The following is a 14,160-nucleotide window of genomic DNA, read 5'->3' as shown; positions in this document are numbered from 1 at the left end:
TCCCTCCATCTTATTATTTAAAATCTACTGCCCGATTTTCGCTTTCCAGAAAATGAGTTATTTTATCTGACACTGTTTTCTCTACTGCCAGACGGGCAAACGAGAGCTGTTCTTCCGGAAGATCGGAACACTCCTGATCTGTCATTCTATCTTCTTTGCCAAGTGCAGCTAATGCCGCAACCTCAAGGTCTGTTGCAATATTGACTTTACTGACACCACCGTTTGCCAAGGAGAAGGCTTGTTTGACCATTGAAGCCGGCACGCCTGAGCCGCCATGCAAAACTAAATGAACTTGTGTGAGTTTACGGATCTCATTTAACCGCTCGAAATCAACTTTCGGTTTTTTCACTTTATAAACACCATGTGCCGTGCCAACCGATACCGCTAAGGCATCTGTCCCTGTTTGTTCCACAAATTGTCTGGCTTCGATTGGGTCAGTATATAGTTCTTCATCAGTATCTGTTTCAACGAAATCAGTCGTGCCGATCTTGCCGAGCTCTGCTTCAGCACTTACTCCCTTGGAATGGGCATAATCAACGGCTTCTTTACTGATTTTTACGTTTAGATCAAAAGGATGCTCTGACGCGTCAATCATAATGGAAGTAAAGCCCGCAGCAATCGCTTCTTTAATGACAGACATATGTTTGGTATGGTCTAAATGAAGCACGACCGGAACCGTAATCTTTTCTTCATTTAATACGCTGTAAAATTCATCGGCAAATTCTTTAGGGCTAATTGAATATCTTATAAGTTCCTTTTCCGAAATTTGTACAATCAGCGGTGATTGCAGCCGCTCCCCTGCATTTAAAATAGGCTTGATCATCTTTGTGTAACGCGGTGCAAATGCTCCAACCGCATATCCGCCTTCTTCAGCTTTTCCCAGAACAGGGTTCAGCGTATAAACATTCTTGGGTTGTATCTTCACATCCATATTCTCCACTCCTATTTTGGTATAATGACCGGGTGCCATCAGCAATTGCTTTGTATCCGTTAAGGTAAATATTGTTATAGTCTGTGGCGACTGTTTTCTCGGGTTTATAAACCTTCATATCACCTGATATATTTTGATGGATCTCATCAGCCTTACAAAAGCCTAATCGTTCCCCGGCTATCATAGCGGCTCCTAAAAGTGTTGCTTCTTCCACATTCGGGACGCTTAACATACAGTTCAAGACATTGGCTTTGATTGCCATCCAATGGACATTATTGGTTCCACCGCCAACAATAATCAGGTCCTTCCACGACTGTCCGGTGATGAATGCAGCGGTTTCCTTGATGGTTCTGAGCTGAAATGAGGTGCCTTCCAGCACCGCCTTCATCAAATGAGCCCTTTCGTGGCCCCTCTCAAGCCCTATAAATGCACCTTTACTAGCAGCATTATTATGCGGCGCCCCGCTGCCGGATAAATAAGGAAAGAATAGAATTCCAGTGGGGATCTCTTTTAATTCATTTAATAAAGCGCTCATTGATTGATAGGTTAATTGTTTCTCATCCAGAATGTCTCTGATCCATTCAATCGCTCCTCCCGAATTAGGGATATTCCCCATCCAAAAGGAAAGGCCATCTTTCAGATGATTGCCAAATGTTAGACCAGATTGGTATTCTTTTTTTCCAAGCTTGCCCTTTTCGCAAATACCAATTAATGTTTCCGCCGTACCTGAAGAAGCGTATACTTTGCCAGGTGTTACAGCGCCGATCGCCATGGCCGCACACACGTGATCATGGCCAGCTACCGCCACTGGTATGCCTTTGCTTAATCCAAGTTTGGCATGCCAATCTTTTGTTAATCCTGCAAGTTCTCCGCTTGGCAGTGTTCTGGGAAAAGGACTGACATTTACCCCGAAATGTGAAAGTAGCTTGGTATGCCACCTCTTTTCATAGATTTGAAAAGCATAGGTTCTCGCTGCCAGTGTATAATCGGTTACTTCTTCACCAGTCAATTTATAAACGATATAGTCAGCAGCAGAGAGCCAGACCGCTCCGTTATCTATTTGAGAATCGCGCCCTTTTAACCAAAGCATTTTGGGAAGCCCATATTTGTAACTGTTGTGCAAACCTGTAGTTACAAATTGTTCAAAAGGGTCGGTTTGTTGCTCAATCCAAGCTGCTTCCCGTGTGGAACATTGACTAAACCAAGGTATAAATGCTGTCTTTTCTTTTCCGGTTTTGCGGTCGACAAACACACCTGTCTCAGCCATACTGGCTACCCCGATTGCTGCAATGGTTATATCATCATTATTGCGGAGCAATTCCTTTATTAATCCAGCAACATTCTGCCAAAGGTGTGCCGGATCGATGACAGGATATCCCTGTTCATCTTTTTGGTAAGGTGTTTTTTCTCTTGCTATATGAGTCAATGTGCCATCGAATCGGTATAGACCTGCTTTAATATGTGTCGTCCCAACATCAATACTCAATAATCTAGACACCGCTCTGCAGTCCTGCCATTACCCGTTTTACCCTTTCCATCCCCATCTTAGGGCTTGACAAAAAGTTTCCTTGAAGATCGCTTGGCAGCTGTTCCACGACTTTAGCCATCGAAGCTTGAGCTAACACGACAATGTCGACCTTTTGTATTAATTCGGCTAATGCTTTGCCTAAGATCCTGTCATGCCCTTCTTTGTCACCTTCCATTAATTTTTCATATGCTGACGTGACCAAACATGGGCATAGATCAATTTTCTTGCCTAGTTCACTTGATTTTTCAATTAATAAATTTTGGGTTGGCTCGAGGGTGGTCTCCAAAGTGGCGGCAACACCAATACTTTTTGCTTGATGAACAGCTTGCTCTGCCATTTCCTCATCGATTCTGACAACTGGTACTTTAACCGCTTGTTCCATTTTTTTTACGACACCGCCAACCGATGAACAAGCGTTAAGAATCGCATTGGCACCAAGATCTTCAGCAATTTTGCTATACTGAATCAACCGGTCTTGAACGGCCGCGGTATCGCCGCCAATTTTGGCGAGCTCCGGTAGAATGGAATCATCTACTAAATTAACAACACCGCATTCAGGCAATAGGTTAGCCGCCAGATTTTTCAAAGGCTCTACAGTAACTGGTGTTGTATGAATAATGGCAAGTGTCTGATTCACGATCATCTCTCCTTATTATTAGATTTTAGGAGCTGCTCAGTCAGTTATGTAATGGAAGAATAGATTTTTCGTCTTTTTGGCAAATGATTGATTGTGGCATAGAGTGATATATTTTTGATTTTATGACTGACTTTTACGGGCATCCTGTTGTCATATTAACTGATTTTGTGGGTTTTTGTTTATTATCTTAGTGATAACTCTTTTAAATGTCAATACAATTTTGATTATTTAACCTCTTTATAATAAACTGCCATTAAAATAGTCCGGCGGTCTGGCCGGTAAACTGAATTTTCATTGCAGTCCACTATACTTCAAACCAATGGTTTTTGGCCAATTTTCCATACCAATAAAAACTGTCCTTTTTGGTTCGCGCGAGTGTGTTGTAATTGACATGGACCAGCCCGAAACGCTTGCTGTATCCATAAGCCCATTCGAAATTATCTAAGAGTGACCACGTGCAATAACCTTTTACATTGACTCCGCTGTTAATGGCCCGGTTCACTTCAATTAAATGCTGGTTATAATACTTAATCCGCAGGTCATCCTTGACTCTTCCTTCGACAGGTTCATCATTATAACAGGCGCCATTTTCAGTAATACAGATCGGAATGTCGCCATACTTCTTCTTAATATCCAAGAGAACCTGGTAGAAACCCTCAGGGAAAATTTTAAAGCCAATATCTGTATGATCATATCCGATATCAACATGCTCACAATCAAACAAACCCTTATTTTCTTTATAGCGGGCAACGGTGCCGGTATAGTAATTGATGCCGAGCAGATCAATCGGTTCCGAGATCATTTCCATATCACCGTCTTGAATCGTCACATGTGCGCCCTTTTCCGCAAACCAATCAACGAGATATTGCGGGTATGACCCTTTGAAAACCGGACCGAAAAACCATTCCATAAACCAGCCCGACAGCCGTTTGCAAGCATCACGATCCTCCTGCTTGCTGCTGTATGGTTCATACCAAGTGACATTAGGTGCAAAGCCAATTTGCCCTTTGATGTCTCTCATTCTAAACTTGCGAACTGCCTTTCCGTGAGCGATTAACAAGTGATGGGCGACATCCAGTGCTGACTGCAAATTTTGCTCTCCCGGGGCTTGCTCCCCGGAGAAATGGCCTAGGAATGATGCGCACCAAGGTTCATTAATTGTCAGCCAGTATTTTACCTTGTCACCATATTCATGGAACAGTAAATCAGCGTAATCCGCGAAGGCATCAATCGTTTGCCGGTTTTTCCAGCCGCCATTGTCTTGCAAGGCCTGCGGCAGGTCCCAATGATAAATGGTCACCATCGGCTCGATCCCGTTTTCTAGCAATCTATCAATAAATAAATGATAATGTTCAATACCTTGCGGGTTAACCTCTCCTTTGCCCTCTGGAAAGATCCTCGGCCATGCAATGGAGAAGCGATAGGTGTTGACACCTAGTTCTTTTAACAAAGCAATATCTTCATCCATGCGATGATAGCTGTCACAGGCGACATCGCCATTGTCACCGTTTCTCACCTTTCCGGGGATTCGGCTGTACGTATCCCAAATTGACATGCCTCTGCCGTCCTCATTGTATGCGCCTTCAATCTGGTATGATGCTGTCGATGCGCCAAAACGGAAATCTTTAGGAAATGTTATGATAGCCATTTTTGTCGGCCTCCTTTTAACTCCTGGATAGAAATATTTCTTGTCATTTGTTCACTAACTTCGTTCAAATCCGGACTGCCCCATATGTTCTGGATTCAACAATTATGACTTGCTTCCCTAAGCCTGCCAGCTTTAAAGCGCTAGAAATCCCTGCCATTGATCCGCCGATAATCGCTGTATCGACATCACCCATGACCGGAATCTCTTCCGACGGCAGATGCAAATGATTAAATGCTCCCATTGCTCCCCCTCCCATCGATTAATTTTTAATAGCAATATCTATTCTGACGGTGCCTTCTTCTCCTTCGCAGTCGATCACATACACACTTTCCTGTCCGGGCAGTCCTTCCGTTTCAACTGGTCTGCCGTTAACCCATACTTGGCTGACCTTTGCCATGGAAACAAAAGCAAAGGAACCGCCTTCTTTTATTAACAAAGATAGGGTCTGTCCATTCTGTCTCTTCTCCAAGATACTGTCGCTTGGAATCAATTTATTGATAAGACCTAGTGGGTTCACGACCTCATCTGCTGGAACAACCAAATAAATGGCAGCATCGTCTTTCTCTAAACTGATATCTTTCGTTTCGTCTTTCTTAACTGTTTCGTATGTTTTCTGTAGCACATCATAAAGGATAAAATCTTCCCCATCTAGTCCGGGTATATCCTGAGGATTTATGGCGCCATGGACGCTGCTGCCCGCTTCACTTATGTTAAAAGTTGCGATCACTCCCGTATCGCCTTTGCGATTCCAAATCTTTAGAGGAATGCTGCTGCTGATTGGATCTTGCATTAAGCAATCTTTAGTTGGCATTCCCGGCCTGTCGCACCGGATAATTCGCCCATCCTTATACACAAGCGGCCGCACCAAATCGGCGTTTGTCTTTTCGAGCTTATCACTTATATAAATTGGACCGCCGCTGACTGCTCTTAAAATCATATTTTGCTGATCATCATGATTCCTGCTCCAATACATATCCCAATCTCCCCAATAAAATGGGCCGTGATAAAGGGAGTTATAGGCATTCTGCAGGGCATGCTCTCTAAAACCGTTTTTATTTTCAGGAACAAAATCATCGCTGTTTCGCGATACTGATGAGTAAGGCCGATGCCAGATATTCTCCGCAGCCATGCCCATACAATTGATGACTGTGTTATTAAAGTGGAGCGAACATGACGCCTCTAGGGCTGTATGAGCACCGGCAGCTGCCTCTCCAATTGACAATTCGTGTTCGAAAAAGTTTGCGATGGCACTTTGGCTGTCGACTTTAACAAAATCAATGCCATCCTCTCTCAGCTTCTTATGCCACTGATGCCAAAATCCAAATCCTTTTTCCGCCTCAGGAACAGGCACAAGGGCTCCTTGGTTGGTCTGGTAAAGATTTTGCCGGCAGTCAGCAGCGATTGAGCTTTCCGGGTGGACCCCATCCCAATAGCCTGCTATCGTGTGCCACACACCGACCCAATTGATGCCAAAGTTGCTTTTAAGTTTTTGGGTAACAAAAGATAAGCCGTTTGGAAATTTGTTTTTATCCGCTTCAAAGGAAAACAACTTATTATCCCTTACTTCAGACCAGCCATCATCGATCATGATCCATTTTGCCGGCAAGTTCAGCGTTTGTAATTCTTCTGCTTTTGCAAATAAACCCTGTTCATTGACATCATGATAAAAAGCATCCCAGCTGCACCAGCCTAAGTAATCCAATATCTCAGGATAGGTTTTCTCTTGCCTGCTCATAATAGATTGGCCAATAACAGAAGCGGCACGTTTTACATTGGCATCAACTAATTGGAATGGGTCCGTGTCTGACCCTAGGATGAAGGCAACATTAGAAAGACTCCTAAACCCGCCTTGAAAAGGGGAAACTGATACTTCCAAGCCATCGCATCCTCCCGCTAGTTCTGTGCGGAGATTTCCATCGACGACAGGGAGAACATGATGGTAGCCATTTGCCATCTTAAGCAGCAGCGACTGTGTCTTTTCCGGCACCATGCGGAGATTGTCGCCAAAGAAAGGGCGCGTCCACCAACTTTTATGCTGGTAATTTGCCAATAGTTGATAATTTTGGACAGGGCTGTTCAGCGTAATAGTGACAGCATGGTTGGCGGCGAAGGACGGCTGTTTTTTGAATAGCTTTTCCTTCTCAAGTTCAGCCGTAACATGAACAACAGTTAAGTCGTAAAAGCTGCGGAAGTTGACAATAGCCTGATTCCCTCCGTTTTCTTCATTGAACTCACATATATATTCTGTATAATTTCCCAAGTCAGTGGTGCCTTCTCTTTTTTCCAGACCTGACGGCAACAATGTTCTTTTATCATTTCCATCAAGTGTTAATGAGACCTTTACGCCTTCAAACAATGTTTGATTGTCCGCTATCACATGTAATCCATCTTGTAACTGCTGTATCTCAAACATGGCCTTCTCCTTTTTTATTTGGTATGTTATCCAGTGCATGTTTTGCCACCGATAAAGAAGCCAAATCCCCGACTTTTTCTCCTAACCCTGAAGGCACAATCGTACAAACTTGATACGCGTGAGAAAGAGCTTCTTTCTTGAGCTCCTTTAGCATCGTGGGCTTTAACAAGTCTTCTTGCCGTGAATAGATACTTCCGATAATTACTCTTTCAGGATTAAGAATATCCAGTAAAATAGCTAACCCCTTTCCAAGCTTTTGGCCTACCACTTCGAATATCTCGCAGGCCAGGTCATCGCCGGCAAGCGCCGCCTCTGCCACCGATTTTGCTGTTATATCACCGCATAGACTGGTAGATTCCCCTTGGGTTAGGTGCTGTTTTACTTTGTATTGAGCAAAGCGGGCGATCCCGCCGCCGCTGCAAAAGCCTTCAAATGAACCCGCTTTTCCAAATCCTTCTGGTCCCTCATCCTCAAGCCGAATATGCCCGACTTCACCTGCCATATCGTTCGTGCCGGAATACAAGCGTCCATCTAAAATCAAGCCAGCACCCATGCCGGTTCCGAACGTCAAAAATATCAGGTTTTTGTATCCCTTGCCTGCTCCCCATTTCCATTCTGCGAGCGCACAAGCATTGGCGTCATTTTGGATCGCGGCGGGAACATGGAAACGCTCTTGAAGAGGTGTAATCATATCGATCCGATCCCAATTCGGCAAATTAGGCGGCGATAAGATAAGACCCTTCCTGCTGTCAAGCGGTCCGCCGCAGCTGATCCCAATAGAAAGCAAATTCAAGTCATTTCTAGCAGCTATCATGTCTTCAAGGTTCTGCATCATTCTATCAATCGCGAGCCCAGGACTATCAGGCGTTGGAAATGATCTTCTCGCTATCACTTCGACATGCTGATTCCTGTCCTCTACCCCCAAAACAACCGCACACTTCGTACCGCCAATATCCAATCCGGCAAGTAAATTCATGCAAAGAATGCCTCCTCTAACATCAAACATAGGCTATGATAGATCGGCAGATGCCTCTCCTGCACCATAAAGGTTTCTTGGTAAGGAACATCAATCGTAATATCAGCAATCTCCTTCAATGCTCCGCCGCCTTTTCCTGTTAAACAGATCGTTGTCATGCCTTGTGAATTGGCCACAGTAGCAGCTTGAACGATATTCTTTGAGTTGCCTGACGTGCTAATTCCTAAGAAAGCATCCCCAGCTTTTCCATAGCCATACACCTGCTGGGCAAACACCAAATCGGGTGCAACATCATTGGCAAAGGCAGTCATCAAAGAGGTGTGACCGACAAGTGATATGGCCGGCAGCGCCCCTTGCAAGTGATGCCCGATATATCCTCCATCGTCCCCCGCTTCGGCCAGCTTATTTTTTTCAGACTGGGGCAATGCTCTCTTTAAAACAAACCCTTTCATTAATTCCCCTACAATGTGTTCACAGTCCGAGGCACTGCCGCCATTTCCAGCCAGCAATAGTTTCCCTTTGTTTTCAAACATTTCTTTTAGTGCTTGAAAGGCGTCCATAATAGCGTCCTGGCATTCTACAAGGTCAGGATAAGTTTGCAGCAGCCTTTGGATTTGTCTGTTCAATTCCATTTCTCCCCTCCGTTACGATTCTATATAACTATCAATTTTTAAATCTTCAGCATACGGCAGTGCTTCTTGGCAAGCATACAAGACAAGGCCGACACACCAGGAATGTGATAGCGTTAACATCATCCCCTTAGGTTGAAAGCAATTGGTATTATAGAATCGCTCGGTAACCATCCCTCTGTATGCGTTAAAATCACCATCTTTTCTCGCAATAAATTGCAGGAAGCATAGCAGATTATCTCTCGTCCGTTCCAAATAATAAGCATCATGGGTATAGTTCCACAATCTCAGCATTTCTGGAACACAAAATAACCCATAATTATGTAAATGCTGGTTGGAAGGTGAAGCCTGATCAGCTCCCCGTGAACGAAAGTCATATTGTTTTAAAAATGTATTGTCAGGAAAGTTCAGATTATAGGACCAGCGGAACGTCATCATCCAATCAGCGGCAAGAACCGCGAGCTTCAGCCACTTTTTGTCATAACTCACCTCATACAACAACACGTAGGCAACCACAGCATTGTAAGCATCTTCTGATGTTGGCGTAAGATGGACGTCTTCTGGCGCACCATAAATATATTCATCTAAAATAAATTTGGAATAATAGTCACCAGCCTTATCAGCAACCTTGCTGTATTCCTCCTTTTGAAAAAAATTGTAACCTTCCAAAAGGGCGGCAATCCATAGGATTCCTGCTGCCCCATCCCATTCTTCAACGGTTCCACTATTGCAATCGTAGTAAGAACCGAGGTTCCCATCATTCCGTTGAATCGTTTGCGCAAAGTCAAGGTTAGAACGGACAGCTTTTTCCCAACTTGGGTGAGAGACGCCCCTTTCTTTCTCCATCGATAGGGCGCGGGTCATAAAAAGCGTTGCTTCTGAGATCGTTCTTGCTTGAAGCCAATCAGATTTCGGATTCCAGCCTGTTCCCCATCCTTTTCCAAGCACCCATGATGCCCAGAACAAGCCGCTTGGAGCTAAAGCGGAGGCAATGTTGTCCAATACCCCGACAGCCGCGTCAATATAAGCCTTCTTGTCTTTTTTTCGCCCGTATTTCAATAATGCATAAGCATAGGGGACCCCGCTCACCCAGCCGACATGCATATGCGGCCGGTCACCCATCCCTTTGACATTATTATTAAGTTCACGGTCAAACGCTGCCGTTTCATTTAATATTTGATGTTCAGGCATATAATGCCAGTTATATAGGCCGCAAGCCGTATGTTCCGCCGCCTCTTGGAGACCCATCCAAGGGTTCAGATCGTTTTCTTGTTGGTGTAATTTGTACATTTGCCGGACAAAAGGATCATAAGAATGCAAATCAGGTGATCCAATATAAACTTTAAAATGTAATTCAACCTCTTCTCCCGGCTGGAAGGCATAATAGGTTACATCAGCTGGATCAGGGACAGGTTCTCCAACGAAAGTTACCGGTTCCTCGCGATAGGGAAAGTTAATCCAAATGTCGGTCTTCCCATCTTCTCTTTGAAAGCCTACTCCTGTCATGCCTACTGCGGATTGTTCCTCAACACACAGCGCCCCGCATACATCATCGTTCCACGCGAAAATGGCCGGCAAGGCCGCCCTGTCCGAACGAAACGACCAATAGTTTGACATCATCTTTTCGCTATTTACGTTTTCCCGACTATACCGTGGATACTTCCTCGTATTTTGTTCAAAACTATTATTCTTATAAAACACACCTGGAATCATCCAAGTAGGTTCCCCTGCTCCCAGCAGCTGTCCGCAAAAACGGAAGCCATACTCCCCTTCAGCATGATCTTTATACCTGACCTTTAAGTAGACAGATGTATAGCCGCAGTCATCCTGGATGTCTGTCCACTCAGCAGAAACGTCAAATGCTGTTCCCGCTCCAACGGCATGGTGTTTGCCATTATTCTGCGTTATCTTATCTATTAAAATACTTTCCATCTGATTATCAGGCTTGTATACGTCAAGAAGTGAATCGAACCTTAATCCGATATCATCGTTTTTTGAGCCCGCTGGCCTGATCAATACCCCTTTTTTCTGCTCTCTGCCAACCCCTGCCCCTGCTATTGATTTCACAACAAACATCGCATCACACCTCTATTTTGTAAAAGTCGATTAAATTATCCCTGAAAATCCGCTTGGCAAATGTTATAGCTTCTTGCTCGGAAAATATGTTTGCTTCTGTTTTTTCCGTTAAGACTTCGCCCACTATTTTTCTCGCCAGCTTCTGATGGGCATAAGTTCCTTCTACAGAATTGTAATCCCCGCCAAATCCGAATATTTTCGACATTGGCACCATTTCAATCGTCTGGTGCAAAAGCTGCTTGGCCAGCGTCGGAGAGATGATGTAAGACCAAGTAAAGTCCGCGTATGCATTGGTAAAGTTCTTCACGATCGATAAGTATTCCTGATGGTATGGTATGCCGTTATGCAGAAGCACGAATTTGCCGTCAGGGTATTCCGCAAGAATCGGAATTAAATTGGTAACCTTAGAGTTCGTTATGATGTTGCCATTTCGTGAAACACTGGTTTCTTGGTGGCCGGTGTGAATCTGAATCGGCAAGTCGTTCGAAATTGAGCATTGAATGACATAATGAATGAGAAAGTTCTGCAGCGTCATGGCTTCCTGTTGTGAGAGACCGCCATTTATAAAACCGCTTTTTAGCCTGTTAAAAACCTGTTCCGCCTCATGATATGTTGGTTTTTGTGAATATAGCGTCCGCCAGTAAGCGTGGCCTAATTTGGATGCAGTCATGCCATCTTTTACCAGATTGTCAATAATCACCCTCACCGCAGCCTGATAGTCTTTTAATGAATGAATGGCCATTTTGCTCTTTTTCTTGATAAATTCAATGTCGGCAGGACCTCTTAGCCTAAACATAAAATCTAAAAATAAAATGGGCCGGAATAGCGAAAAATCAACGTCTGTCGTTTGAACTAATGTAAAAGCGAGATCAATCCCTGATTTGTCATTTAAAACCTCTTTGAACCAGCTTCTGTCGTTCGTCTTGGCTTTTACCTTTTCATTTAATGCAAGCAGTCCCTTCACTGACCAATCTTCCATATTGTAAAGGCCTTCCATCGCATCTTTTATCATCAATGCATAAGTGGTGTTCTTCGTTTTATCCCAGTATTTTAAAAAGTGTTCTGCTTTTTCTTTATCGGATAGCGGCGATTTTCCATACAAAATATCCCTTTTCATCCCGGCGCTGATCATATCAGATTCCAGGTAATGAATTAATTTAAAAAAGTCGATGTTCCTCTCTTTCCTGACCTCATACATATCAATATGTTCATGTCCATCTATGATTCTTATGTTATTTATTGCCTCTTGTAGGTTGTTCATGGTATGGCTCCTTCCAGCTATTCTCTACTTCACTTTAATTTCCGGATAAAGAATTCTAACTTTCTTTTTAAACTGTGTGACCACATCATTAAAATCCTTATCATCTTTTATTCCTTGCCCAGCCACAATCCGCCATGTTCCGAGCAGATCTTCGCTATACTTGCCCGCTTTTTGTGCTGGAACGTCTTCAACGAGATCATAGTATTGTTTCAATATTTTTAGATGTCCTGTTAAGGGAGACGTATAAGAATCAAAGTTATCCTTATAAACGGATTTCAGAGCTGGTGCATTGCCCGTTTTTTCTAAGTTGAATTGCTGCCATTCTTTACTTGTTACAAATTTCAGGAATTTATAAGCTAACTTTTTCTTATCTGAGGCTCGATTTATCGCCCGGTATGTTCCGCCAAAGTAGAGACCTTTTGGCGTCTTGGCCACGGCGTATTTATTTTCAGCTTTTCCGTCTTCGTTATCAATCATAAAACTCGCCCAAGCAGGCATCGCAGTTAATATAACGTTGCCTTCATTCAACGCATTGTTCCAGCCGGCAGACATAAACTCAAGGTGGGCCCCGACATCATTCTGAAAGATTTCCTTTTGTATTTTGTAAGCCTTTTTCCAGCCATCATCAATCTGCAGAGTTTTATCTTTTACAAAGGGTTGTAAATGATAAGCTTCCACATTGTATACATCCCCAAAATGAGAGATCAGGTGGACTTTGCCATGACTCTTTTTATTAATTTTCTCGCCGAGTTTGATAATCTTATCCCAGGATTCAACCATTTTACTTATTTTTTCTGGATCGTCTGTTCCAAGCCATTTCTTAGCATTTGCCTTTTTGCACCAAAATCCTCCGGGGGAAGATGTGTCGGCAACGGCCATAAGATCCCCGTCTTTATCCCTTCCTAGTTCTTGAACATAAGGAACATAGCCCTTTACTAACTCTTCACCGCCTATTTTCGTAAGATTAACCGGAAAATCCGAGTTGATAAACTTGCCCATATAACTTCTTTCTAAGTCAAAAATATCTGGTGCATCATCCCCTCCGGCTTGAAGGGCTGTTTGAAGCTTTGTTTTGTATTGGTCTCCAGGGAAAACCTTCACGATAACATGATCATTTGGATACTTTTCCTCAAATTTCTTTGCCATTAATTTGACATCACCGAAGAATGTCCAAATCACCAATGTGTTGTCATCGTTTGCCTTACCCGCGCTTTCTACAGTAGAGCAACCCGCGAGCATACTTAAAATCAAAATCATTATTAAGGACAGCGAAAAAAACTTTTTCATTCGAAAAACACCTCTCTTATTTACATCACTATTTTTGCTTGTCCTTTATCCCTTAAGTGCTCCGGCAGTAATGCCACTGATAATCTTTTTTGAAACGATAGAAAAGAAGATCAATATAGGTATAACTGAAATCACGATCCCTACATACATAGCCCCAAAATCCGTGGCAAATTGCGACTTTACACTGGCAATCATGACTGGCAGCGGTTGCAGGTTATTGTCGAAAAGCAGAATCATTGGTGTTAAAAATTCATTCCATTTTCCAATGAAAGAGAAAATTCCGAGTGTCGCAATAGCGGGTGTTAATAATGGCAAAACAAGCCTGTGGAATATTTTAACTTCTCCACAGCCATCGATTCGTCCCGATTCCAGAATCTCTGCCGGCACACTTGAATCAACCATTTGCTTCATGAAGAAAACGCCAAACGCATTTGAAATGGATGGCAGAATAATCGGAAAATAGGTGTTTAACATATGGAAAATATCCATCATTTTATACAAGCCTATAATACCCAACTGACCTGGTATCATCATCGTGCTTAGTACACAAACAAACAGAATGTCTTTCCCCTTAAAATTAAATTTTGAAAAGCCATAGCCCACTAATGCAGAGAAGTAAAGCGTTAAGGCGGTAGATGTGAATGTAATAAACACGCTGTTTAAGAACCCCCGCCATATCGGCACCGTATCAACCAATCTCGTGTAGTTATCCATGAAGTGTTTTCCCGGCAAAAGCAAAAGTTTCCTTGCGATATCAGCGTTCGTATGTGTCGA

Annotated in this window: 12 protein-coding genes; all 12 read right to left on the bottom strand. The window is 43.3% G+C overall.

The window, feature by feature from the left end:
* Window positions 1-13: 13 nt before the first annotated feature.
* Window positions 14-931, bottom strand: coding sequence for a class II fructose-bisphosphate aldolase (locus EV207_RS09005; RefSeq protein WP_132745820.1), 918 nt, complete (start codon window positions 929-931; stop codon window positions 14-16).
* Window positions 870-2,429, bottom strand: coding sequence for an FGGY-family carbohydrate kinase (locus EV207_RS09000; RefSeq protein WP_132745819.1), 1,560 nt, complete (start codon window positions 2,427-2,429; stop codon window positions 870-872). Before EV207_RS09000 ends, EV207_RS09005 begins: the two co-directional genes overlap by 62 nt.
* Entirely contained in the window at window positions 2,422-3,096 is a 675-nt protein-coding gene (locus EV207_RS08995; protein WP_132745818.1) for an aspartate/glutamate racemase family protein, read from the bottom strand. Before EV207_RS08995 ends, EV207_RS09000 begins: the two co-directional genes overlap by 8 nt.
* Window positions 3,097-3,400: 304 nt before the next feature.
* The gene (locus tag EV207_RS08990) at window positions 3,401-4,744 is read right to left on the bottom strand and encodes a GH1 family beta-glucosidase (protein WP_132745817.1); all 1,344 of its coding nucleotides are present in this window, start codon (window positions 4,742-4,744) and stop codon (window positions 3,401-3,403) included.
* 64 nt (window positions 4,745-4,808) lie between these two features.
* Complete coding sequence (locus EV207_RS08985; RefSeq protein WP_165886884.1) at window positions 4,809-4,985, bottom strand: hypothetical protein; 177 nt, start codon at window positions 4,983-4,985, stop codon at window positions 4,809-4,811.
* Window positions 4,986-5,003: 18 nt separating this feature from the next.
* Window positions 5,004-7,157, bottom strand: a complete 2,154-nt coding sequence (locus EV207_RS08980) for a Sip1-related alpha-galactosidase (protein WP_165886883.1) — start codon at window positions 7,155-7,157, stop codon at window positions 5,004-5,006.
* Window positions 7,150-8,133 (bottom strand): ROK family protein, encoded by a 984-nt coding sequence (locus tag EV207_RS08975; RefSeq protein WP_132745814.1) that lies wholly within the window; start codon window positions 8,131-8,133, stop codon window positions 7,150-7,152. The genes EV207_RS08980 and EV207_RS08975 overlap by 8 nt, the downstream gene beginning before the upstream one ends.
* Window positions 8,130-8,765 (bottom strand): D-sedoheptulose-7-phosphate isomerase, encoded by a 636-nt coding sequence (locus EV207_RS08970; protein WP_132745813.1) that lies wholly within the window; start codon window positions 8,763-8,765, stop codon window positions 8,130-8,132. The genes EV207_RS08975 and EV207_RS08970 overlap by 4 nt, the downstream gene beginning before the upstream one ends.
* 12 nt (window positions 8,766-8,777) lie before the next feature.
* Window positions 8,778-10,838 carry a YyaL domain-containing protein gene (locus EV207_RS08965; RefSeq protein WP_132745812.1) on the bottom strand — a complete coding sequence of 687 codons (2,061 nt, stop codon included), beginning with the start codon at window positions 10,836-10,838 and terminating at the stop codon, window positions 8,778-8,780.
* Window positions 10,839-10,842: 4 nt separating this feature from the next.
* Entirely contained in the window at window positions 10,843-12,099 is a 1,257-nt protein-coding gene (locus EV207_RS08960; RefSeq protein ID WP_132745811.1) for an amidohydrolase family protein, read from the bottom strand.
* Window positions 12,100-12,123: 24 nt separating this feature from the next.
* Complete coding sequence (locus EV207_RS08955; protein WP_132745810.1) at window positions 12,124-13,386, bottom strand: ABC transporter substrate-binding protein; 1,263 nt, start codon at window positions 13,384-13,386, stop codon at window positions 12,124-12,126.
* Window positions 13,387-13,431: 45 nt separating this feature from the next.
* Window positions 13,432-14,100 carry a carbohydrate ABC transporter permease gene (locus tag EV207_RS08950; RefSeq protein WP_243647002.1) on the bottom strand — a complete coding sequence of 223 codons (669 nt, stop codon included), beginning with the start codon at window positions 14,098-14,100 and terminating at the stop codon, window positions 13,432-13,434.
* Window positions 14,101-14,160 lie beyond the last annotated feature (60 nt).

It is taken from the genome of Scopulibacillus darangshiensis (assembly GCF_004341035.1).
In the GTDB taxonomy this organism is placed as follows: Bacteria; Bacillota; Bacilli; order Bacillales; family Sporolactobacillaceae; genus Scopulibacillus; species Scopulibacillus darangshiensis.
This window is presented reverse-complemented; position numbering and strand designations above follow the sequence as displayed.

Bases quoted from the DNA above. Each gene is read 5' to 3' on its own strand.
- EV207_RS09005 (WP_132745820.1), bottom strand. From the start codon at position 931: ATGGATGTGAAGATACAACCCAAGAATGTTTATACGCTGAACCCTGTT.
- EV207_RS08990 (WP_132745817.1), bottom strand. From the start codon at position 4,744: ATGGCTATCATAACATTTCCTAAAGATTTCCGTTTTGGCGCATCGACA.
- EV207_RS08985 (WP_165886884.1), bottom strand. From the start codon at position 4,985: ATGGGAGCATTTAATCATTTGCATCTGCCGTCGGAAGAGATTCCGGTC.
- EV207_RS08980 (WP_165886883.1), bottom strand. From the start codon at position 7,157: ATGTTTGAGATACAGCAGTTACAAGATGGATTACATGTGATAGCGGAC.
- EV207_RS08975 (WP_132745814.1), bottom strand. From the start codon at position 8,133: ATGAATTTACTTGCCGGATTGGATATTGGCGGTACGAAGTGTGCGGTT.
- EV207_RS08970 (WP_132745813.1), bottom strand. From the start codon at position 8,765: ATGGAATTGAACAGACAAATCCAAAGGCTGCTGCAAACTTATCCTGAC.
- EV207_RS08965 (WP_132745812.1), bottom strand. From the start codon at position 10,838: ATGTTTGTTGTGAAATCAATAGCAGGGGCAGGGGTTGGCAGAGAGCAG.
- EV207_RS08960 (WP_132745811.1), bottom strand. From the start codon at position 12,099: ATGAACAACCTACAAGAGGCAATAAATAACATAAGAATCATAGATGGA.
- EV207_RS08955 (WP_132745810.1), bottom strand. From the start codon at position 13,386: ATGAAAAAGTTTTTTTCGCTGTCCTTAATAATGATTTTGATTTTAAGT.
- EV207_RS08950 (WP_243647002.1), bottom strand. From the start codon at position 14,100: ATGGATAACTACACGAGATTGGTTGATACGGTGCCGATATGGCGGGGG.